This is a genomic window from Streptomyces changanensis, assembly GCF_024600715.1.
GTDB classification, from domain to species: domain Bacteria; phylum Actinomycetota; class Actinomycetes; order Streptomycetales; family Streptomycetaceae; genus Streptomyces; species Streptomyces changanensis.
Genome location: NZ_CP102332.1, coordinates 4,144,308 through 4,165,890, shown reverse-complemented (window position 1 = coordinate 4,165,890; position 21,583 = coordinate 4,144,308). Strand labels below are relative to the sequence as shown.

18 protein-coding genes are annotated in these 21,583 nt (G+C 74.8%); 4 read left to right on the top strand and 14 right to left on the bottom strand.

Translation table 11 applies throughout. The annotated features are described in order from the left end of the window. Positions 1-86: 86 nt before the first annotated feature. The 3 genes from NRO40_RS18585 to NRO40_RS18575 form a co-directional block, all read right to left on the bottom strand. Positions 87-1,646, bottom strand: a complete 1,560-nt coding sequence (locus NRO40_RS18585) for an ABC transporter substrate-binding protein (protein ID WP_058944751.1) — start codon at positions 1,644-1,646, stop codon at positions 87-89. A gap of 125 nt (positions 1,647-1,771) precedes the next feature. Then, on the bottom strand, positions 1,772-3,190 hold the full coding sequence (locus tag NRO40_RS18580) for a metallophosphoesterase (protein ID WP_058944750.1): 1,419 nt from the start codon (positions 3,188-3,190) through the stop codon (positions 1,772-1,774). Positions 3,191-3,200: 10 nt separating this feature from the next. Further along, positions 3,201-3,452, bottom strand: a complete 252-nt coding sequence (locus NRO40_RS18575) for an SCO4848 family membrane protein (protein ID WP_058944749.1) — start codon at positions 3,450-3,452, stop codon at positions 3,201-3,203. A gap of 61 nt (positions 3,453-3,513) precedes the next feature. Between NRO40_RS18575 and NRO40_RS18570 the strand changes: the two genes are divergently transcribed. Then, entirely contained in the window at positions 3,514-4,725 is a 1,212-nt protein-coding gene (locus NRO40_RS18570; RefSeq protein WP_058944748.1) for a D-alanyl-D-alanine carboxypeptidase family protein, read from the top strand. Here NRO40_RS18570 and NRO40_RS18565 read toward each other — a convergent pair. From NRO40_RS18565 to NRO40_RS18550, 4 genes are all read right to left on the bottom strand, one after another. Continuing rightward, positions 4,694-5,587 (bottom strand): YihY/virulence factor BrkB family protein, encoded by an 894-nt coding sequence (locus NRO40_RS18565; RefSeq protein WP_058944747.1) that lies wholly within the window; start codon positions 5,585-5,587, stop codon positions 4,694-4,696. The genes NRO40_RS18570 and NRO40_RS18565 overlap by 32 nt on opposite strands. A gap of 176 nt (positions 5,588-5,763) precedes the next feature. After that, entirely contained in the window at positions 5,764-6,360 is a 597-nt protein-coding gene (locus NRO40_RS18560) for a 2'-5' RNA ligase family protein (RefSeq protein ID WP_058944745.1), read from the bottom strand. A 121-nt stretch (positions 6,361-6,481) separates the two neighbouring features. Next, positions 6,482-7,498, bottom strand: coding sequence for a tryptophan--tRNA ligase (gene trpS / locus NRO40_RS18555; protein ID WP_058944760.1), 1,017 nt, complete (start codon positions 7,496-7,498; stop codon positions 6,482-6,484). Between the two features lie 96 nt (positions 7,499-7,594). Next, on the bottom strand, positions 7,595-8,980 hold the full coding sequence (locus tag NRO40_RS18550; RefSeq protein ID WP_058944744.1) for a serine hydroxymethyltransferase: 1,386 nt from the start codon (positions 8,978-8,980) through the stop codon (positions 7,595-7,597). A gap of 222 nt (positions 8,981-9,202) precedes the next feature. Between NRO40_RS18550 and rocD the strand changes: the two genes are divergently transcribed. After that, positions 9,203-10,408, top strand: a complete 1,206-nt coding sequence (gene rocD, locus NRO40_RS18545) for an ornithine--oxo-acid transaminase (RefSeq protein WP_058944759.1) — start codon at positions 9,203-9,205, stop codon at positions 10,406-10,408. Between the two features lie 134 nt (positions 10,409-10,542). On the opposite strand, the gene NRO40_RS18540 is transcribed toward rocD, so the two are convergent. The 3 genes from NRO40_RS18540 to pdxR all read right to left on the bottom strand — a co-directional run bounded on the left by NRO40_RS18540 (position 10,543) and on the right by pdxR (position 13,556). Further along, positions 10,543-11,724 carry a glutathionylspermidine synthase family protein gene (locus NRO40_RS18540; RefSeq protein WP_058944743.1) on the bottom strand — a complete coding sequence of 394 codons (1,182 nt, stop codon included), beginning with the start codon at positions 11,722-11,724 and terminating at the stop codon, positions 10,543-10,545. A gap of 19 nt (positions 11,725-11,743) precedes the next feature. Further along, the gene (locus NRO40_RS18535; protein WP_157901934.1) at positions 11,744-12,034 is read right to left on the bottom strand and encodes a hypothetical protein; all 291 of its coding nucleotides are present in this window, start codon (positions 12,032-12,034) and stop codon (positions 11,744-11,746) included. Between the two features lie 61 nt (positions 12,035-12,095). Continuing rightward, the gene (gene pdxR / locus NRO40_RS18530) at positions 12,096-13,556 is read right to left on the bottom strand and encodes a MocR-like pyridoxine biosynthesis transcription factor PdxR (RefSeq protein WP_257375447.1); all 1,461 of its coding nucleotides are present in this window, start codon (positions 13,554-13,556) and stop codon (positions 12,096-12,098) included. A gap of 47 nt (positions 13,557-13,603) precedes the next feature. On the opposite strand from pdxR, the gene NRO40_RS18525 reads away from it, so the two are divergent. Together NRO40_RS18525 and NRO40_RS18520 are read left to right on the top strand one after the other, a co-directional pair. Next, on the top strand, positions 13,604-14,179 hold the full coding sequence (locus NRO40_RS18525) for a carboxymuconolactone decarboxylase family protein (RefSeq protein ID WP_079047446.1): 576 nt from the start codon (positions 13,604-13,606) through the stop codon (positions 14,177-14,179). Continuing rightward, positions 14,176-15,015 (top strand): isocitrate lyase/PEP mutase family protein, encoded by an 840-nt coding sequence (locus NRO40_RS18520; RefSeq protein WP_058944741.1) that lies wholly within the window; start codon positions 14,176-14,178, stop codon positions 15,013-15,015. The genes NRO40_RS18525 and NRO40_RS18520 overlap by 4 nt, the downstream gene beginning before the upstream one ends. 265 nt (positions 15,016-15,280) lie before the next feature. Here the strand turns inward: NRO40_RS18520 and NRO40_RS18515 are convergent, their stop codons facing one another. From NRO40_RS18515 to NRO40_RS18500, 4 genes are read right to left on the bottom strand one after another with little or no spacing between them, the layout of a single operon-like run. Then, positions 15,281-16,369, bottom strand: coding sequence for an ABC transporter substrate-binding protein (locus NRO40_RS18515; protein ID WP_079047143.1), 1,089 nt, complete (start codon positions 16,367-16,369; stop codon positions 15,281-15,283). 27 nt (positions 16,370-16,396) lie between these two features. Continuing rightward, the gene (locus NRO40_RS18510) at positions 16,397-18,760 is read right to left on the bottom strand and encodes an ABC transporter permease (RefSeq protein ID WP_079047142.1); all 2,364 of its coding nucleotides are present in this window, start codon (positions 18,758-18,760) and stop codon (positions 16,397-16,399) included. After that, positions 18,757-20,004, bottom strand: coding sequence for a quaternary amine ABC transporter ATP-binding protein (locus tag NRO40_RS18505; protein ID WP_232791103.1), 1,248 nt, complete (start codon positions 20,002-20,004; stop codon positions 18,757-18,759). Before NRO40_RS18505 ends, NRO40_RS18510 begins: the two co-directional genes overlap by 4 nt. Next, on the bottom strand, positions 20,001-21,557 hold the full coding sequence (locus tag NRO40_RS18500) for a GMC family oxidoreductase (protein ID WP_058942766.1): 1,557 nt from the start codon (positions 21,555-21,557) through the stop codon (positions 20,001-20,003). The genes NRO40_RS18505 and NRO40_RS18500 overlap by 4 nt, the downstream gene beginning before the upstream one ends. Between the last annotated feature and the right edge of the window lie 26 nt (positions 21,558-21,583).

Below are 21,583 nucleotides of genomic sequence, written 5' to 3'. Positions count from 1 at the left end.
CGCTCCCCGGGGCTCCCCGGGGACGCGCGGGGGCCTCCCGGGGTGTTGTTCCCGGGGACCCGCCCACGGCTGCGGCACGGGCATCCCTAGATCCAGTCCAGCTGCCACAGGCGCCAGATGCCGGTGCCGTCGGACAGGTACTGCGAGCCGGTGACGTCGAGGGTGCTGAGCACGTAGTCCTTCTTCTGCCACAGCGGCACGAGCGGCACGTCCCGTGCCACCTGCGCCTGGATCTCCTTGAAGTCGCCGACCGCCCCGGCCCGGTCGCCGTGGCTCTGGGTGGCGGCGATGAGCCGGTCGACGCGCGCGCTGGCGTAGCCGTTGTGCAGGGCGTTGTCCCGGCCGACCAGCGGCTGCGTGAAGCTGTCGGAGTCGGGGAAGTCCGGTAGCCAGCCCAGCCCGTACGCGTCGTAGGCGCCGCTCGTGTAGCCCTTCTGGAACTCCTTCCACTCGGCGGCGACGATCCGCACCCGGAACAGTCCGGTCGCCTCCAGCTGGCGGCGCAGCTCGGCCGCCTCCGCCGCCCACGTCTCCCCCGCCCGGTGGCCGTACGTGAAGGTCACCGGCGTCTCGACGTCCGCCTCGCGCAGCAGCTCCCCGGCCCGTTCGACGGCTTCGTCGCCCTCGGGGTACGTGTCGAAGAACGGCGTGCTGTGGCCGACGAAGCCCCGCGGGATCAGCGAGTACAGCGGCTCCACGGTGGAGTGGTACGGCCCGGTGGCGATCCTCGCCCGGTCGACGAGCCCGGCCACCGCCCGCCGTACGGCCCGCTCGGCCATCGGCGAGCCCTTCCGGACGTCGAAGACGAGGCTGCGGATCTCGGCCGTGGTGGCCTCCGTCATCCGTACGTCCTGCGCGCCCGGGTCGAGCGCGGAGATCGCCTCCGGCGGCAGCTGCCGGTGCGTCACGTCGACCTGGCGGCTCCGCCACGCCGAGGCCAGCTGCTCGCCCTCGGCGAAGTACCGCACCTCCACCGGGGTCCCCGACCGGTGGACGGCGCCGCGGTAGCGCGGGTTGGGCTCCAACAGGGCCCGGACGCCGGGCCGGTACTCCTTCAGCACGTACGGCCCCGAGCCGTCGACGGCGTCGCCCTCGCGCAGCCGGTCCTTCGGGTAGCGGCTGCTGTCGACGATCGCGCCCGCGCCGGTGGCGAGCTTCAGCGGGAACGTGGCGTCCCGGGCGCCGAGCCGGAAGACGACCTCCCGGCCGTCGGCGGTGACGCTCCTCAGCGTCGGGAACAGGGCCGCCGGCCCCACGTCCGCGCCGATGCCGCGCATCCGGTCGAAGGAGTACACGACGTCCTCGGCGGTCACCGCGCGCCCGTTGGAGAAGGCGAGTCCCTCCCGCAGCGTGCAGCGGTAGGTGGTGAGGCCCGCACCGGCGAACCCGCAGGTCTCGGCGGCGTCGGGCACCGGGGTCGTGGAGCCCGGCTTGAAGGTCAGCAGCGACTGGTAGACGTTGCTGTACAGGGCCCAGGAGCCGGCGTCGTACGCCCCGGCCGGGTCCAGTGACGACACTTCGTCGGTCGTGCCGACGGTGATGGGTCGATCGTTCTCCTTGTCTGCGGGAAGCAGTCGCCAGGCCCCTATCCCGGCCACCACCAGAGCGATGCAGATGACAATGATCCGTACCCGGATCGATCGCATAGCCGTGATTCCTTTCACGCCCTCCCCTGTGCGATGGCGCAAACTCAACCACAGGGTGTTCACCGGCGGAAGGGAAAACCTTCACTTCACAGCCACATCCGCACCACGGCCTGCGGAACGCGGGGTCACGCCTGGCGCGACGCGAGCTCCACGACCGTGATGTCGGACGGCGCCCCCACCCGGACCGGCGGCCCCCACGCGCCGGCGCCCCGCGAGACGTACAGCTGCGTGTCGCCGTACCGCTCCAGACCGGCGAGGGTCGGGTTCGCCAGGTCGGCGAGGAGGTTGCCGGGCCACATCTGCCCGCCGTGGGTGTGGCCGGACAGCTGGAGGTCGACGCCGTGGCGGACCGCGTCGTGGATCAGTACCGGCTGGTGCGCGAGGAGCACCGCGGTGCGGGCCCGGTCGCGGTCGCCGAGGGCGCGGGCGAAGTCGGGGCCGTCGCCGTAGGTGGCGCCCGCGACGTCGTTGACGCCGGCGAGGTCGAATCCGGCCAGCTCGACGCGCTCGTTGCGCAGAGGGCGCAGTCCGAGCTCACGGACCTCGTCGACCCACTCCTCGGCGCCGGAGAAGTACTCGTGGTTGCCGGTGACGAAGAAGCTACCGTGCCGGGCGCGCAGCCCGGCCAGCGGCTCGGCCGCCGGGCCCAGGTTCTCGACGCTGCCGTCGACCAGGTCCCCCACCACGGCGACGAGGTCCGGCTGGGTGGCGTTGACGGCGTCGACGATCCGCTGGGCGTGGGCGCGGCCCAGGATCGGGCCCAGGTGGACGTCGCTCACCACGGCGATCCGGTACCCGTGGGCGCTGCGGGGCAGCTTGGCGAGCGGCACGGTCACCCGCTTGACGCGCGGGCCGCGCAGGACGCCGTGGGTGCCGTGTCCGACGGTCCCCGCGGCGGCGGCCAGGGCGGCGGCGCCCACGGCGCGGGAGACGAACAGCCGCCGGGACATCCCGGACGCGAGGACGGGCCCCTCGGGGATGGGGGCGGCGGGCGCCTCGGGGGCGGGGACCGCCCCGGCTGCGGGGGCGGCGGGCGGGTCGGTGGCCTCGGCGGCCCGGGCGGCGGCCGAGGGAGCCTCGGCGGCCTCGGCGGCCTCGGCGGCCGGTCCGGCCGGGCAGGGCACGGGCGCCGTCGTCACCGCCGCCTCGCGGGGCGCGGGAACCTGGGCGTGCGCCGGGGCCGGGGCCCGGCCCGAGCCCGGGGCGGGGGCCGTCGGGGCGGTGGGCCGGCGGGCCGGCAGGCGCAGGAGGAGCGGGCGCACCGCCTCCCCGACCAGCAGCGCCAGCACCAGGTACAGGAGGACCGCCAGCCACAGGAAGCCCGGCCACGCCAGGACCTGCTGGAGCGCGAACGGGGCGCCGGCCCGGCCCGCGGTCAACGCGCCGAGCGACAGCAGCGGCAGGGCCACCGCGGCGACCGTCCCGGCCCGCCGCGCAGCACCGCCCGGGCGGGTGGTGTCGCGGACGAGCCGCCGCCACACGTACCAGTGCACCCCGCCGAAGAGGGCCAGGACCAGGGGGACGACCAGCAGGGCCACCAGCACGACCGCCCTCCTACTTCTCGTCGCGTTCGCGCCGCAGGGCCCGCACCCCGCGCAACCCGATCACGCCAATGGCCGTCCCCAGGAGAAAGGACGTGACGGCCAGCAGAAGATGAACCCAGAAGTATCCGGTGGGGTCACCCGCGTCGTCGAAGGCGAGGCCACTCGCGTCGTTCCACAGGTTCTTGACGAAAGTGATCCAGATGAACCAGCTCCACACCCCGAACGCGAGCAGGAACCAGGAGGCGGAGCGGCTGAGTCTCATGGCCCCAGTATCCGGTGCACCGGTGTCGGGAGCCGAGCCGGGTGGTTGTACGTTCTCGAACGTGCTTGCTCTCAAGAAGGCCACCGCCTCCGTGGCCGCCGCCGTGCTGCTCCCCCTCGCCGCCGCCGGTCCCGCCCTCGCCGCGCCGAGCCCGCAGCCGAAGCCGCACCCCAAGCCGCCGGCGGCCATGTCGACGGTGGGCGGGGCGTTGCTGGGCAAGCCGGGAACGCAGGTGCGGCTCGCGGGCGGGGCGCCGGTCCTGCCGAAGGAGCTGAGCGGCCGGTCCTGGATCGTCGCGGACGCCGAGAGCGGCGACGTGCTGGCCGCGCACAACGCGCACTGGCGGCTCGCCCCCGCCTCCACGCTGAAGATGCTCTTCGCCGACACCCTGCTCCCGAAGCTCCCGAAGACGCGCACGCACCTGGTGTCCACCGGCGAGCTGGCGCGGGTCGGCGCGGGCTCCAGCCTCGTCGGCATCAAGGAGAAGCAGAGCTACACGGTCCACGACCTGTGGCTCGGGGTCTTCCTGAAGTCCGGCAACGACGCCGTCCACGCCCTCGCGGAGATGAACGGCGGCGTCGCCAAGACGGTCCGGGAGATGAACGAGCGGGCCGACGAGCTCCAGGCGCTCGACACGGACGTCGTCTCCCCCGACGGGTACGACGCCCAGGGGCAGGTGTCGTCCGCGTACGACCTGACGCTGATCGCGCGCAGCGGCATGCAGAACGCGGACTTCCGCGCGTACTGCTCGACCGTGCGGACGCAGTTCCCCGGCGAGAAGAAGCCCGGCTCGAAGCGGGGCACCTTCGAGATCCAGAACACCAACCGGCTGCTGACCGGGGCCTACGGCATAGCGCCGTACAAGGGCATCGCCGGGGTGAAGAACGGCACGACCACGCACGCGGGGTCCACCTTCACCGGGGTGGCCGAGCGGAACGGCAGGGTGCTGCTGGTGACGGTGATGAACCCGTCGTCGACAGAGCGGTTCGCCGTCTACAAGGAGGCCGCGCGGCTGCTGGACTGGGGTTTCGCGGCGGCCGGGAAGGTCCGGCCGGTGGGTGAGCTGGTGCCGCCGAAGTCCGCGCGGACCGGTACGACCATGCCCACGCCCGTCACGGACGGCGGCGGACCCGTCGAGGCGGCGCCCGCCGGCCGGGCCGAGGCCGGGTCGAGCGGCGCGGGGATCGCCCTGGCGGTCGTCGGCGGCGTGCTGGTCCTGCTGTGCGGCGCGGTCTTCGTGATCAACCGCCGGTGGCCGGTCCGCAGGGGGTAGCGGCGGCCCCGTCCCGCCGCCCGGTGGCCGACCAGGCTGCGCAGAACAGCAGGAGCCTGGCGGTGAGGCTCATCCACAGCAGCAGGGCGACGGGCACGCCGAACGCCCCGTACATCGACTTCCCGGCCACGCCCGCCATGTAGCCGCCGAGCAGCAGCTTCAGCAGCTCGAAGCCGACCGCGCCGATCAGCGCCGCGATCACCAGGTCGCGGCGGGGCGGCTCCACGCCGGGCAGCAGCGTCAGCAGGTACAGCAGGAGCAGGAAGTCGGCGAGCACGGCGATGGCGAGCGCCGCCGTCTGCAGCAGGACCCCGCCGGCGCCGCCGTCGGGGATGCCGAGCCGCTCGGCGGTCCAGCCGACGGCGGTGGAGCCGAGCGTGGAGGCGGCGAGCGAGGTTAGGGCCGTGCCGCCGAGGCCCAGCAGGAGCAGGGCGTCCTTGCCCTTGCGGACGATCGGGTTGCCGTCGTCGGCGTCGTCGCACCCCCACACCACGCGCAGGCACTCGCGCATCGAGCCGACCCAGCCGACACCGGTGAAGAGCAGCACCCCGCCGGCGACCAGGCCGACCGTGCCGGCGTTGGCGACGAGGGCGCCGATGTCCAGCTGGTCGGAGATGCCCGGCACCTGCTCGCTGATCTTCTCCTCGACCGAGCGCAGCCCGTCGTCGCTGAGGAGGGCGGCGCCGACGGCGGCGCCGAGGGTGATCAGGGGGAAGAGGGAGAGGAAGCTGATGAAGGTGATCGCGGCGGCCAGCCGGGACCAGTGGGACCGGTCCAGGGCCTCGTAGGCGCGCCAGGTGTGGGTGCGCGTGAGCCGGACGGCCCACGGGCCGATGACGGGGAGCTTGGTGAGCCAGTCCATGGCGTACGCCTACCACCGGACGGCCGCGCCACCGCGGGCGGGCACGACCGGATCCGGCGGGCGCCCCGATCCGGGCGCCAACGGCCCCGCGGGGGCGGCGGCCGGCCGGGGCGGCGGCCGGCGCCGTGCGGAGGTGGCGGCGGGCGGCGGACGGCGCCGTGCGGGACCGGTGGCCGTCAGGCGCCGTGCGGGGTGACGGCCGGCTGGTCGACCGGTGAGCCCTGGGCGGGCACCGTCCCGGCGGGGCGGCCGGAGCCGAAGTCGTACGTGTGCAGCTTGCGCCACACGGCGTCGGCGCCCTGCTCGTAGAGGGCGAAGGAGCACACCGTCCACTCCGCCTCGAAGTCGGCGAGGTCGGCGTAGGCGCGGTCCATCGCCTCCTCCGCGATGCCGTGGGCGACGGTGACGTGCGGGTGGTACGGGAACTGGAGCTCCCGCACCAGCGGACCGGAGGCGTCGCGGATGCGCTGCTGGAGCCGGGCGCAGGCCGAGCCGCCCTCGATGACCTGGACGAAGACGACCGGGGAGAGCGGCCGGAACGTGCCCGTGCCGCTCAGCCGCATCGGGAAGGGCCGGCCGGCGGCCGCGACCGCGGCCAGGTGGGCACGGATCTCCGGCAGCCGCCCGGCGTCCACCTCGGTCGGCGGGAGCAGGGTGACGTGCGTGGGGATGCCGTGGGCCGCGGCATCGCCGAAGCCCGCGCGCCGCTCCTGGAGCAGGCTGCCGTAGGGCTCCGGGACCGCGATCGAAACGCCGAGCGTTACGGTCCCCACGTCGTTCTCCTCATCCTTCGGTCATCCACGGTCGTCCATGCGCTGCGGGCGCTGCGGTCGCACCACGATGCGGTCGCCAGTGTGGCGCCTCGACCCCTCCCGTGGCCAGAGCCGTCCGGCCTCAGTGCTTGGCGGGCAGGAAGCCCACCCTGTCGTACGTCTGCGCGAGGGTCTCGGCCGCGACGGCGCGGGCCTTCTCGGCGCCCTTGGCCAGGATCGAGTCCAGCGTCTCCGGGTCGTCCAGGTATTCCTGGGTGCGGGTGCGGAAGGGCGTGACGAAGTCCACGACGATCTCGGCGAGGTCCGTCTTGAGGGCGCCGTACATCTTGCCCTCGTACCCCTCGACCAGCCGGTCGACGGGGGTGCCGGTGAGCGTCGACATGATCGTGAGGAGGTTGCTGACGCCGGGCTTGCCCTCGGGGTCGAAGCGGATCACGGTGTCGGTGTCGGTGACCGCGCTCTTGACCTTCTTGGCGGTGGCCTTCGGCTCGTCGAGGAGGTTGATCAGGCCCTTGGGCGTCGCCGCCGACTTCGACATCTTCGCCGTCGGGTCCTGGAGGTCGTAGATCTTCGCCGTCTCCTTGAGGATGTACGGCGCCGGGACGGTGAAGGTCTCGCCGAAGCGGCCGTTGAACCGCTCCGCGAGGTCGCGGGTCAGCTCGATGTGCTGGCGCTGGTCCTCGCCGACCGGGACCTGGTGCGCCTGGTACAGCAGGATGTCGGCGACCTGGAGGATCGGGTACGTGAAGAGGCCGACCGTGGCGCGGTCGGCGCCCTGCTTGGCGGCCTTGTCCTTGAACTGCGTCATGCGGGAGGCCTCGCCGAACCCGGTCAGGCAGTTCATGACCCAGCCGAGCTGGGCGTGCTCGGGGACGTGGCTCTGGACGAAGAGCGTGCACCGCTCCGGGTCGACCCCGGCGGCCAGCAGCTGGGCCACGGCGAGCCGGGTGTTGGCGCGCAGCTCCGCCGGGTCCTGCGGGACGGTGATCGCGTGCAGGTCGACGACCATGTAGAAGGCGTCGTGGGTCTCCTGGAGGGCGACCCACTGGCGGACCGCGCCGAGGTAGTTGCCGAGGTGGAAGGAGCCCGCGGTGGGCTGGATCCCGGAGAGCACACGAGGTCGCTGCGTGGAGGCCATGTCCGCCATTCTCTCAGGTCCGGCGGACAGGTCGGGACTCCCCGCCGGAGCGCGGGACTCCGTTCGGCGGGGGCCCGCGGGGCCCCCGCCGGAGGGTCAGGCGGGGATGCCGGGCGCCGGGTGGCGGGCCATGAGGTCGGCCACTTCGGCGCGGATCGCCGCGAGGGCGTCCTCGTCGCCCGCGTGTGCTGCGGCGACGCCCCGGTCGAGCCAGTCGGCGACGGTCTCCATGTGCTCCGGCCCGAGTCCGCGCGAGGTGAGCGAGGGGGTGCCGATGCGGATGCCGGAGGGGTCGAAGGGCTTCCTCGGGTCGTACGGGACCGTGTTGTAGTTCACGACGAGGCCCGCCCGGTCGAGGGCCTTCGCGGCAATCTTGCCGGGGACGTCCCGGCCGGTGAGGTCGATGAGGACGAGGTGGTTGTCCGTGCCGCCCGACACGAGGTCGAAGCCGCGGGCGAGGAGGGCGTCGGCGAGGGCGCGGGCGTTGGCGACGACCCGGTGGGCGTAGGTGCGGAAGGACGGCTGGGCGGCCTCGCGGAGGGCGACCGCGATGGCGGCGGTCGTCTGGTTGTGGGGGCCGCCCTGCAGGCCGGGGAAGACCGCCTTGTCGATCGCCTTGGCGTGCTCCTCGCGGCACATCAGCATCGCGCCGCGCGGGCCGCGCAGGGTCTTGTGGGTGGTCGTGGAGACGACGTCGACGTGCGGCACGGGCGAGGGGTGCGCGCCGCCGGCGACGAGGCCGGCGATGTGCGCGATGTCCGCCACGAGGACGGCGCCGGTCTCCCGGGCGATCTCCGCGAACGCGGCGAAGTCGATCGTGCGGGGCAGGGCCGTGCCGCCGCAGAAGATCACCTTCGGCCGCTCCTTCAGGGCGAGGTCGCGGACCTGGTCGAGGTCGACGAGGCCGGTGTCACGGCGCACGCCGTACTGCACGCCGCGGAACCAGGTGCCGGTGGCGGAGACGCCCCAGCCGTGGGTGAGGTGGCCGCCCATGGGCAGGGCCATGCCCATGACGGTGTCGCCGGGGCGGGCGAAGGCGAGGTACACGGCGAGGTTGGCGGGCGAGCCGGAGTAGGGCTGGACGTTGGCGTGGTCGGTGCCGAAGACGGCCTTGGCGCGGGCCACGGCGAGCCGCTCGACCTGGTCGACGACCTGCTGGCCCTCGTAGTAGCGGCGGCCGGGGTACCCCTCGCTGTACTTGTTCTGCAGGACCGTGCCCGAGGCTTCCAGGACGGCGGCGGAGACGTAGTTCTCGCTGGGGATCAGGCGGAGCGTCCCGGCCTGGAGACGCTCCTCGGCGCGGACGAGCGCGGCGAGTTCGGGGTCGCCCGCGGCGAGCGCGGGGTGCGCGGCCGCGGGCGCCGCGGCGGCCGTCGCGGGGTGCGGTCCGGCGGGTGCCGCGGTGGCCGTCGTGGCCGTTCCGGCGTGCGGTCCGTCGGGTGCCGCGGGGCGGGCGGGGGTGGGCGTGGCGGGTCCGGTCATGGCGTCCTCCGGGGTGGGCAGCTCGGGTGTCGTCCCCCGGGGGCCCAGGCGGGCGGCTCCCCGTGCGGTCTGCCGCGCACGGCTCCCCCGGGGTCGCTTCCCCGTACGCCAGTCGCCGCGCGTACCGTCCACCCTATCGGCGCCGCGCGGGGCCAGGTTTCCCCGGTCCCGCGGCGAGCGACGATAGAGACGACCGGCCGTACGATGACGAACGGAGACCCCGTGTCGAGAACGCAGGACGCGATCGCTGCCGCCGAGGCGCACAGCGCGCACAACTACCACCCGCTGCCCGTGGTCGTGGCGACGGCGGAGGGCGCGTGGATGACGGATGTCGAGGGGCGGCGCTACCTCGACCTGCTCGCCGGCTACTCGGCGCTCAACTTCGGCCACGGCAACCGCCGTCTGATCGAAGCCGCCAAGGCGCAGCTGGACCGCGTGACGCTGACGTCGCGCGCCTTCCACCACGACCGGTTCGCCGACTTCTGCACGCAGCTCGCGGAGTTCTGCGGCATGGAGACGGTGCTGCCCATGAACACCGGGGCGGAGGCGGTGGAGACCGCCGTGAAGACCGCCCGCAAGTGGGGCTACCGGGTCAAGGGCGTCCCGGACGGCGCCGCGCGGATCGTCGTGGCGGCGGGCAACTTCCACGGCCGCACGACGACCGTCGTCAGCTTCTCCACGGACCCCGAGGCGCGCGAGGACCACGGCCCGTACACGCCGGGCTTCGACGTCGTCCCGTACGGCGACCTTCAGGCGCTGGCGGCGGCGGTGACCGACGAGACGGTGGCCGTGCTGCTGGAGCCGATCCAGGGCGAGGCGGGCGTGCTGGTGCCCCCGCCCGGCTACCTGGCGGGCGTGCGGGAGCTGACCCGCGAGCGGGGCGTGCTGTTCGTCGCGGACGAGATCCAGTCGGGCCTCGGCCGCACCGGCCGGTCCTTCGCGTGCGAACACGAGGGCGTCGTCCCCGACATGTACCTGCTCGGGAAGGCGCTGGGCGGCGGGGTCGTCCCCGTGTCGGCGGTCGTGTCGAGCGCGGAGGTGTTGGGCGTGCACCGGCCGGGCGAGCACGGTTCGACGTTCGGCGGGAACCCGCTGGCCTGCGCGGTGGCGCTGGAGGTGCTGGCGATGCTGCGCACCGGCGAGTACCAGCAGCGGGCGGCCGAACTCGGCGACCACCTGCACCGGGAGCTGAACCTGCTGGTCGGCCCGGGCGCGGTGCGCGAGGTGCGCGGGCGCGGCCTGTGGGCCGGCGTGGACCTGGACCCCGGCCGGGGGACGGGGCGTGAGGTCTCCGAGCGGCTGATGGCGCGCGGGGTGCTCGTGAAGGACACCCACGGCTCGACCATCCGCATCGCGCCCCCGCTGGTGATCTCCAAGGAGGACCTGGACTGGGGCCTGGAGCAGCTGCGGGAGGTGCTCGCGGTCTGACGGCCGCAGACGGGCCCGGCGACCGCGACCGCCCCCGGCGGGGCCGGTCGCGGGTGCCGGGCCCGTGCGGTCGGCGGGCCCGTGCGGTCGGCGGGCCCGTGCGGTCGGCGGGCCCGTGCGGTCGGCGGGCCCGTCTAGAGGATGACGTGGGGCAGGAAGCGGGCGTAGGTGTCGGTGACGGGGCCGGAGGACTCGCGGATGCCGAGCCCGGCGGCCTCGTCCTCGACCACCCAGGCGCCCAGCACCACGCGGTTGCCGTCGAAGTCGGGCAGCGGGGCGAGCTGCTGGTAGCAGCACGGCTCCGGGCGGAGCACCGGGTCGGCGCCCGGCTCGTGGAGGGTGACGCCGGCGCCCTCCCGGCCCAGCAGCGGCTTGGCGGCGTACCCGCCCTCGGCGGCCAGCTCGCGCGGGCCGTCGAGGTAGGCGGGCAGGAGGTTGGGGTGGCCCGGGTAGAGCTCCCACAGGACGGCCAGCAGCGCCTTGTTGGACAGCAGCATCTTCCACGCCGGTTCGATCCAGCAGGTGCTGCCCGTGCCGCCGCCGTTGTCGAGGGTGTCCAGGACGTGCGGGCCGAACGCGTCCGTGACCAGCCACTCCCACGGGTAGAGCTTGAAGCAGCTGCGGATGTACCGCAGCCGGTCGTCGACGAAGCGGCCCGACAGCCGGTCCCAGCCGATCCGCTCCACCGACAGCGCCTCGGTGGTGATGCCGGCCTGCTCGGCGGTCTCGCGCAGGTAGGCGACGGTCATCAGGTCCTCGCCGATCTCGTCGCCGTCGGAGTGCGCGAAGTGCAGCGGGCCGGGCGGCAGCAGGCGGGCCTGCCGCCGCCACGCGTCGACGAGCCGCTCGTGGAGCGAGTTCCACTGGTCGGCGCCGGGGAACCGCTCCTCCATCCAGAACCACTGCGGGCTGGCCGCCTCGACGAGCGAGGTGGGGGTGTCGGCGTTGTACTCCAGCATCTTCGCCGGGCCCCGGCCGTCGTACCGCAGGTCGAACCTTCCGTACAGCGACGGCAGTTCGGCGCGCCGGTGCCACGACTCGGCGACGAGGCCGGCCAGGCGCGGGTCGGTGATGCCGAGGTCGGCGAACCGGTCGCGCTCGACGATGTGCGCGGCCGCCGCCAGGCACATGGCGTGCAGCTCCTCGACGACCTCCTCCAGCGCCTCGACCTCGGGGAGGGTGAAGGAGTAGTACGCGGACTCGTCCCAGTACGGGCGCAGCGAGCCGTCCGGGTGCCGGGTCAGCGGGTAGACGCAGCCCTGCTCCTCGACGATGCGCTGCCAGTCCGGGCGGGGTTCGGTGGTGTGGCGTTCCATGGTGTGCGCGCGCCGCCGGTCAGCCGCCGCCGCTGCCCGAGCAGCCGAAGCCGCCGCGCTGGACGGTCGCCTTGTCGAAGCTGCCGCCCTCGACCTTGCCGCTGTTGGCGGACCCGCCGTAGTAGTACGAGCCGGAACCGCCCCCGCTGCCGCCGCTGCCGCCGCCGCGGCACTTGTAGTCGGGCAGGACCTCGCGCGTGACCGGGTCGACGCACCGCCTGTCCGGCTCGGAGCTCCCGCAGGAGGTCAGCGTCAACGCGAGCGCGCCCATCCCTCCCAGTACGACGTGGCTCGACCTGAGTCTGCGCATGTGGTTCTCCCCCGTTGAAGCGTGGAACGCCGGACAGCGTAGAACGCCTGCGTCGTTCCTGCTACGGCAGTACCCGGCACAGGGCTTCGAGGGCTCCCGGCCAGGCGCTGTCGGTGGGGGTGGCGTAGCCGACGACGAGGCCGTCGCGGGTGGTCGTGGCGGCGGGGTGGCGGAAGGCGTGCAGGCCCTGGAGGGCCAGGCCCTGGAGGGCGGCGGCGTGCAGGACGGGGCGTTCGGTACCGGGCGGGAGGTCCAGCACGGCGTGCAGGCCGGCGGCGATGCCGCTGACGCGGACGCCCGGCGCGCGGGCGGCGAGCGCGGTGACGAGCTGGTCGCGGCGGCGCCGGTAGCGCAGGCGCATGGAGCGCACGTGGCGGTCGTACGCGCCGGAGGCGAGGAACTTGGCCAGGGTCAGCTGGTCCAGCGCGCCCGGCGCCCACTCCACGTCGCCCTTCGCGGCGACCACCTCGTCCACCAGGTGCGGGGGCAGCACCATCCAGCCCAGGCGCAGCCCCGGCGCGAGGGACTTGCTGGCGGTGCCGAGGTACACGACCCGGTCGGGGTCGAGGCCCTGGAGGGCGCCCACGGGCTGCCGGTCGTAGCGGAACTCGCCGTCGTAGTCGTCCTCCAGGACGAGCCCGCCGGAGGCGCGCGCCCAGTCGACGAGGGCGGCGCGGCGGTCGGGGGGAAGGGCGCCGCCCAGCGGGAACTGGTGGGCGGGCGTGATGAGCACCGCGCCGGGCCGGCCGGTGGCGCCCTCCGCGAGCGCCTCGGTGCGGGTGCCGCGCCCGTCGAGCGGCAGCGGCGACGTGCGCAGCCCGGCGTCGGCCAGTCGCCGCCAGTGCACGTCGAGGCCGTACGACTCGACGGCGACGTCCCTCACGCGGCGGGCGCGCAGCACGCCGCCCACGAGCATCAGGCCGTGGACGAAGCCGGAGCACACCACGATGCGGTCGGGGTCGGCGTGCACGCCGCGCGCGCGGGCCAGGTACTCGGCGAGGGCGGCCCGCAGCTCGGGGCGGCCGCGCGGGTCGCCGTAGCCGAACGCGTCGTGCGGGGCGTCGGCGAGGGCCCGCCGGGCCGCCTTGAGCCACTCCGCGCGCGGGAACGAGCCGACGTCGGGGGTGCCGGGGTGGAGCGTGTGCAGCGGTCGGCCGGTGCGGGCGCGGGCGCGGGCCCGCTGCCACGGCAGCGGCGAGGTGCCGCCCGCCTGCGCCCTGCGCGCCGGGAGGAGGGCGGCGCGGCGGGCGACGCGGGTGCCGGAGCCCTGGCGGGCGGTGAGCCAGCCCTCGGCGACCAGCTCGGCGTAGGCGTCGGCGACGGTGTTGCGGGCCACGCCGAGGTCCGCGGCGAGCGTCCGGGAGGAGGGCAGCCGGGTCCCGGGGGCGAGACGGCCGCTGCGGACGGCCTCGCGCAGGGCGTCCATCAGCCCGGCGCGCAGACCGGTGCCGCCGCCGATGTCCAGGTGGAGGTCGGTGCCGAAGGCGGCCATGGCGTCCGAGGTGGCCCGGTGATCCGTCATGGAAATGGACCATACCGCTGCGCCAACAGGGGCGTACGTTCGAGGACATGACGACCGATGTGACGACCGACGCGACGACCGACGCGACGACGCGGGCGCAGCCCGCCGACGCCACCGAGACCACCGGCACCGCCGCCGCACCGGCCGGCCTCGCCGCCGAGCACCCCGCCCGGCTGGCGCTCGCCGACCACGCCCCGGAGGTGTACCGGGCGATGATCAGACTGGACGCCGCCGCCCACAAGGGCCTGGACCCGGTGCTGGTGGAGCTGGTCAAGATCCGCGCCTCGCAGCTCAACCACTGCGCCTTCTGCCTGGACATGCACACCAAGGACGCCCTCGCGGCGGGCGAGTCCGTCGAGCGGATCGTGCAGCTGAGCGCCTGGCAGGAGTCGCGCCACTTCTACACGGAGAAGGAGCTCGCCGCCCTCGAACTGACGGAGGCGGTCACCGTCCTCACGGACGGCTTCGTGCCGGACGAGGTCTACGCGCGGGCGGCCGAGCACTTCGACGAGGTCGAGCTCTCCCACCTGATCGCCTCCATCGTCGTGATCAACTCCTGGAACCGGATCGCCGTGACGTGCCGCTCGGTGCCGGGGCACTACACGCCGGGCCGGTACAAGTGACGGAGGGGGCGGCCCGCGAGCGGACGGCCCGGCTCGCGGCGGACTTCCGCTCCCTGCACCGCGGCCGGCCCCGGCGGGGCCCGCTGGTCCTGCCGGGCCCGTGGGACGCGGGGAGCGCCCGGGTCCTCGCCGGGGCCGGGTTCCCGGCCCTGGCGACGCCGTCCGCGGGGGTGGCGGCGTCGCTCGGGTACGAGGACGGGCGGACGCCTGCCGACGAGATGTTCGCGGCGGTGGCCCGCATCGTCCGCGCCGTGGACGTGCCGGTCTCGGCGGACCTGGAGGCGGGGTACGGGCTGCCGCCGCGCGAGCTGGCCGCCCGGGTCCGCGACGCCGGGCTGGCGGGGGTGAACCTGGAGGACAGTGGGGACTTCGGGAGCGGCCGGGCCGGCGGAGCCGGTGCGGCGGGTACGACGAGTGCGGCGAGTGGGCCCGGCGGGGCCGGAGCGCCGTCCGGTGGTGGGCTGCGGGACGCCGGGGCGCACGCCGCGTGGCTCGCGGAGTTCCGCGAGGAGGCGGGCGGCGAGCTGTTCCTGAACGCCCGGGTGGACACGTACCGCCACGGGGTGACGGACCCGGAGGAGACCGTCCGCCGCTGCCTGCTGTACGTCGAGGCGGGCGCGGACGGCGTGTACCCGATCCTCGCCCCGCCGGAGCACCTGCCGCTGCTCGCCGCGGAAGTCCCGGTGCCGGTCAACGCGCTCGCCCTGCCCGGCGGGCCCGGGGTCGCGGAGCTGGGGCGGCTGGGCGCGGGCCGCGTCACGTTCGGCGCGGGGATGCACGGCCGCACGATGGCGGCCCTGCGGGCGGTGGCGGACGAGGTGCGTCCGGCCGGGTGACGGTGTGCCGTCACCCGGCCGGACGGGCGCGGCGCGGTGGGTGCCGCGCGGCGCGGCCCGGCGGGCACGCTGCCCCTCGGCGGGCGCGCGGCCCGCGGCGGGGGCGCGGCCCGCGGCGGGGGCGCGGCCCGCGGCGGGGGCGCGGGCGCCGGATCGGCGCGGGCACCCCGTCGGGCGCGGGCGCCGGATCGGCGCGGGCACCCGCGTGCCCCCTCAGGCGCGGCTGCCGGGCCGGCGCCGGCACCCCGTCAGCGCGGGAGCCGGGTCAGCGCGGGAGCCAGGTCTTCCAGGTGGCCTCGTTCCCCTTGACCCACTTCTCCGCCGCCTCCTGCGGGGAGAGCTTCTCGTGGGCGATCATCCGGGCGACGTCGTTCTGCTGCTCGGTCGTCCACCGGAAGTTCTTCAGGAAGGTGGCCGCCTCCCCGCCCTTCTCCGCGAAGTCGGCGTTGAGGAACTTCTGCAGGGGCGTGTCCGGGTAGGCGCACGCGATCTTCTCCGGGTCGGCGTCGCACCCCTCCTCGTACGGGGGCAGCTTCACCTCCACCATCTCGACCTGCGAGTTCAGCCACTGCGGCGTCCACCAGTAGGTGAGGAACGGCTTGCGGTCCTCGGCCTTCTTCCTGATCGCGGTGATCTGCGCGGCCTCGGAGCCGGCGTAGTTCGTCTTCAGGTCGAGGTCGAGGTTCCGGATGAGTGCCTCGTCGTGCGTGACGTAGTCGGGCGAACCCTCCAGGAGTTCGCCCTTGCCGCCGGACTCGGGGGTCGCGAGCCGGTCCGCGTACTTGTCGAGGTTCTTCCACTCCGTGACGTCGGGGTGCGCGTCGGCGAAGTACTTCGGCACGAACCAGCCGATGTGGCCGGTCACACCGAGGTCGCCGCCACTGACGACGGTCTTCTTCTCCCCGACGTACCGCTTCTCCTGCTCGGGGTGGCCCCAGTCCTCCAGGACCGCGTGGACGTCGCCCCGGGAGAGGGCGTCCCAGGCGAGGACCTCGCCCATCTGCTGGGTCTTGACCGTGTAGCCGAGCTCCTTCTCCAGCAGGTACTCGGCGACGGCCGCGTTGGCCTGGGCGCCGACCCACGACGGGACGGAGAGCCGGACGGTCTTCGCGTCGTCGCCCGCGTACTGGGACCTGCCGGTCTCGGCCGCCCCGCAGCCCCCGAGCGCCAGCACGCCGAGGGCGGCGGCGACGGCCGTGGCCGCGCGGGCGGTACGGGCCGCGCGGGCGGGGCGAGCGGGGCGGGCGGGGCGGGTGCCACCGGCGGTACGGGCGGCGCCACCGGCGGTACCGGCGCTGCAGCCCGTACCGGCGGTACTCGTCGTGCGGGTGGTGCTGCTGTCTGTGGTGCGCATGGGGGTGCTCCTGTGGGGCGCGTGCGGTCAGTGCTTCGGCGTGCGCGCCGTCGGTTGCGTGAGCCGGTCCAGGACCAGGCCCAGGCAGACGATCGCGAGGCCGGCCGTCACGCCGACGCCCATCTCGCCCCGGGACAGCCCCTTCACGACGTCGTAGCCGAGCGCGCCACCGCCGACGAGGCCGCCCACGACGACCACGGCGAGGACCAGGACGACGCCCTGGTTGACGGCGAGCTGGAGCGCCGGGCGGGCGAGGGGCAACTGCACCTGGAAGAGCTGCTGTCGCGGCGACGCGCCCATCGAACGGGCCGCCTCCATGGCCGCCGGGTCCACCTCGCGGATGCCCTGCGTGGTGATGCGGATGACGGCGGGCAGCGCGTACACGACCGCCGCGATGATCGCCGCGGCACGGCTGACGCCGAACAGGGCCACCACGGGGATGAGGTACACGAACTGCGGCAGGGTCTGCAGCGTGTCCAGCACCGGCCGCAGCCAGCGCTCCACCCACCCGAGCCGGGCGCACGCCACGCCCACCAGGACGCCGAGGACCAGGGTGACGGCGAGGGCGGCGACGACCTGCGAGAGCGTGTCCAGCGACTGCGTCCACACGCCGAGCACACCGGTCGCGGCGAGCGCGACCGTCGCCGTCAGCGCGGTGCGCCAGGTGCCGACCAGCCGGGCCAGCACGGCGACCACCAGCAGCAGTGCCCACCAGGGCAGCCCCTGCAGGGCGTCGCGCAGCGGGTTGAGGAGCCACACGGTGAACGTCTCCGACCAGACCTCCGTGCCGCCGACGACGGGCACGCCGGAGGAGAAGTGGTCGACGACCCAGTCCTGTGCCCGGTTGACGGGCGCGGAGATGTCGTACGTCCAGCCGCGCGGCCAGCGCGTGCCGAGCGCGAGCCCGACGAGGGTCGCGGTGAGGGTGCCGGCAGCGGCCAGCGCCCACGCGGAACGGCCGTGCAGCGGACCGGCGCGCCCGTCGGGAGCCGAGTCCGCGGCGCCCAGTCGGTCGCCCGCCGCCGCGGTCGTACGGTCCAGCCAGATCGCGATCAGCACGATCGGGACGCCCGCGGCGAGCGCCTTGCCCACGTCGACGGTGGACAGCGCCGAGTACACCTCCTCGCCGAGGCCGCCGGCGCCGACGAGGGCGGCGATGACCACCATGGACAGCGCCATCATGATCGTCTGGTTGAGCCCGAGCAGCATCTGGCGGCGGGCCAGCGGCAGGCGCGCGGTCCACAGGCGCTGGCGGCGGCCCGCGCCCAGGGACACGGACGCCTCCAGCACGCCGGGGTCGGCGGAGCGCAGGCCCAGCGCGGTGAGGCGGGCCATCGGCGGGGCGGCGTAGATGACCGTGCAGAACAGCGCGGCGGGCGTGCCGGTGCCGAAGACCAGCACGAACGGCAGGAGGTACGCGAAGGCCGGCAGCACCTGCATGGTGTCGAGCACCGGGCGCAGCAGGCGGTCGACACGGTCGGACAGCCCGGCGGCGAGCCCGATCACCACGCCGAGCAGCGCGGCCAGGGCCACGGCGACGACCATCAGCGCGATCGTGAGCAGCGTGGCGTCCCACATGCCGAGCAACCCGCACACGGCGAACGCGCCGAGGGCCGTGGCGGCGACGCGGGCGCCCCGGCGGTCGAAGCCGGCGGCGCGCCAGGCGAACAGCACCGCGGCGGCCAGGACGCCGGGCCAGCCCATCGCGGCGAGGAGCTGGTACACCGCGTCGACGGCGTCGGTGGCGGTGTTGGAGAGGTGCAGCAGGAAGTACAGGAAGACGGGGTGGGTGTCGCGGTTGTCGAGCACCCAGGTGTTGGCGGCGTCGAGCGGTGTCGACAGGTCGACGGTCAACCCGGCGGGCCAGGCGCCACCGCCGAGCAGCCACGCACCGAGCACGCCGAGGACGACGACGAGGCCCCCGAGAACCCCCCACCGCCGCACGGCCCCGGACGCACCGGCGTCCCGACCCTCGGCGGGGGTCGCGTCCGAGGGAGGCGCGCTCGTGCCGCAGCCGCCGGCCGCCTTGCCGTCCCGACCGTCGGCGGGGGTCGCGTCCGAGAAGCCCCCGGCCGCGCCCGGCGCAGCGGCCTCCGCCCCGGACGCACCGGCGTCCCGACCGTGGCCGGCCACCGCGTCCGAGGAGCCGGTCGCCGCGGTCGCGGGCCCGCCGGTACCGCTCGGGCTCACACCCGGCACGCAAGAGTCGGCCCTCACCGCCCCGGACGCCTTGGCGTCCCGGCCGTGGCCGGTCACCGCGTCCGGGGCGCGGGTCACCGCGCCGGGGGACGCCGGGGGCGCGGTTCCGTCGGGCCTGTCCGCGGGGGACGTGCCGTGCGGGAGCGGGGGCTTGTTCGGGGGGTTGTGGTTCGGGGCCTTCGTCGGGGTCATGCCGCCGCCTTCCCGGCCGGGGGTGTGACCCCCGCGACGACGCCCAGGAGGGCCTCGTGGTCCACGACGCCCAGGCAGCGGCCGTCCTTGACGACGCGGACCGGGGCGCCGCCGCCGAGGGCGGCGGCGGTGATGGCCTCGGAGACCGTCGCGCCGGGCGGCAGCGCCGGCCCGTTCGGGGCGTCGTCCGCGCAGATCGGGCGCATGGCGGTGCGGACCGTGACGACCTGCTCGCGCGGCACGTCCCGGACGAAGTCGCGTACGTAGTCGTCCGCGGGCGCGCCGACGATCTCCTCCGGCGTGCCGAGCTGCACGATGCGGCCGTCGCGCATGAGCGCGATGCGGTCGCCGATGCGCAGCGCCTCGCTGAGGTCGTGGGTGATGAAGACCATCGTGCGGCCCTCCTCGCGGTGGAGCCGGACGACCTCCTCCTGCATGTCGCGGCGGATCAGCGGGTCGAGCGCGCTGAACGGCTCGTCGAACAGCAGGACGGCGGGGTCGACGGCGAGCGCGCGGGCCAGGCCGACGCGCTGCTGCTGGCCGCCGGAGAGCTGGCCGGGCCTGCGGTGCTCCAGTCCGGCGAGACCGACCTTGGCGACGAACTCGGCGGCCTTGGCGCGCCGTTCGGCGCGGCCGACGCCCTGGATCTCCAGGCCGTAGGCGACGTTGTCGAGGACGGTGCGGTGCGGCAGCAGGCCGAAGTGCTGGAAGACCATCGCGGCGCGGTGGCGGCGCAGTTCGCGCAGCCGGGCGCGGTCCATGGCGCGGACGTCGCCGCCGTCGAACTCCAGGCTGCCGGAGGTCGGTTCGACGAGCCGGGTCAGGCAGCGCACGAGGGTGGACTTGCCGGAGCCGGAGAGCCCCATGACGACGAAGACCTCGCCCTGGCGGACGTCGAAGGAGACGTCCCGGACGGCGGCGGTGCAGCCGGTGCGGGCGCGCAGTTCGGCCGGGGAGAGGTCGGCGAGGGCGGGGTCGGCGGGGACGCGGCCGGCCTTGGGGCCGAAGACCTTCCACAGGTTGCGGACGCCGAAGACGGGCACGTCGGGCGACGCGTCCGTAGCAGGAGTACCGGCAGCACCAGGAGTGCCAACAGTCACGGAAGTGCCGGGAGTACCGGCGGTGCCGGGCGTGCCGGCGGTGGCGGGAGTACCGGCGGTGGCGGGCGTGCCGGCGGTGCCGGGGGTACCGGGAGTGCCGGCGGTGCCGGGGGTACCGGCGGCGGTCGCGGGGGTCGTGGTCATCGGGCGTCACCACCCAGCAGGTCGGCGGCCTTCTCGCCGACCATCAGCACCGCCACCATCGGGTTGACGGCCGTCATGGTCGGGAAGACCGACGCGTCGGCGACGCGCAGGCCCCGCAGTCCCCTGACTCTCAGGTCGGGGTCGACGACCGCCGTGGGGTCGTCGGCGGCGCCCATCTTGCAGGTGCCGGCGGGGTGGTAGACGGTGTGGGCGGCCTTGCGGGCGTACTCGCCGAGCTCCTCGTCACCCGTCACGTCCGGGCCCGGGCAGACCTCGCGCTTGAGCCAGGAGGCGAGCGGTTCGGTGGCGGCGACCTCGCGGGCGAGGCGGATGCCGTCGACGAGGGTGCGGGCGTCGTAGTCGCCCTCGTCGGTGAAGTAGCGGAAGTCGAGGGCGGGCTTCACCTCGGGGTCCGCGCTGGTCAGGTAGAGGCGGCCGCGGCTGCGCGGCTTGGGGATGTTGGGCGTCATCGACACGCCGTGCGCGGGCTTCTCGTAGCCGAGGCGCTCGGGGTTGTCGGTGAAGGGGATCTGGTAGAAGTGGAACATCAGGTCCGGCCCGGGTTCGGCGGGGTCGCGGCGGACGAAGAGTCCGGCGTCGCTGTCCATCGCGGAGTTCTCGGGGATCGGGCCGTGGGTCTCCCAGACGATGACCGACTCGGGGTGGTCGAGCAGGTTCTCGCCGACGCCCGGCAGGTCGTGGGCGACGGGGATGCCGAGCGCCTCCAGGTCCCGCCGGGGGCCGATCCCGGAGTGCAGCAGCAGCCGGGGCGTGTCGACGGCGCCGGCGCACAGGACGACCTCGCGGCGGGCGGTGACGAGCGTCTCGGTGCCGTCGGCGCGGCGGACGTGGACGCCGCGGGCGCGGTCACCGTCGAGTTCGAGCCGGTACGCCCAGGTCTCCAGCCAGATCCGGAGGTTGGGGCGCTCGTCCATGACGGGGTGCAGGTACGCGACGGACGCGGAGGAGCGCTTGTTGTCCTCGGGGTGGTAGGCGAGGTCGAAGAAGCCGGCGCCCTCGTGGAACGGCTTCCGGTTGAACCCGTCGACGTGCGGGACGCCGAGCGCGGTGCGCGCCGCGTCGACGAAGTCGCGGGCGATGGCGTTCCGGTCCTTCTCGTCGACGGTGACGATGTTGTTGAGGAGCCGGTCGTAGTAGGGGTCCATGGCGGCGGCGTGCCAGCCGGTGGCGCCGGCCTCGGACCACTCCTCCCAGTCGGAGGGGAGGGGTTTGAAGGAGATCAGCGTGTTGTGGGAGGAGCAGCCGCCGAGGACGCGGGCGCGGCTGTGCCGGATGTGGCTGTTGCCGCGGGGCTGTTCGACGGTCGGGTAGTCGTAGTCGAGGTCCCCGCCGAGGAGGCCGAGCCAGCGGCGCAGCGTGAGGACGTCGGGCCGGTCGCGGTCGTCGGGGCCGCCCTCGATGACGGCGACGGTGACGTCGGGGTCGGCGGTGAGGCGGCGCGCGATGACGGAGCCGGCGGTGCCGCCTCCGACGATCACGTAGTCGTACTCCGTCTCGGGGGTCTGCTCGGTATGGGCGGTGTCCGTGGTCATGTGTGTCCTACGTCCTGTCCTGCGTC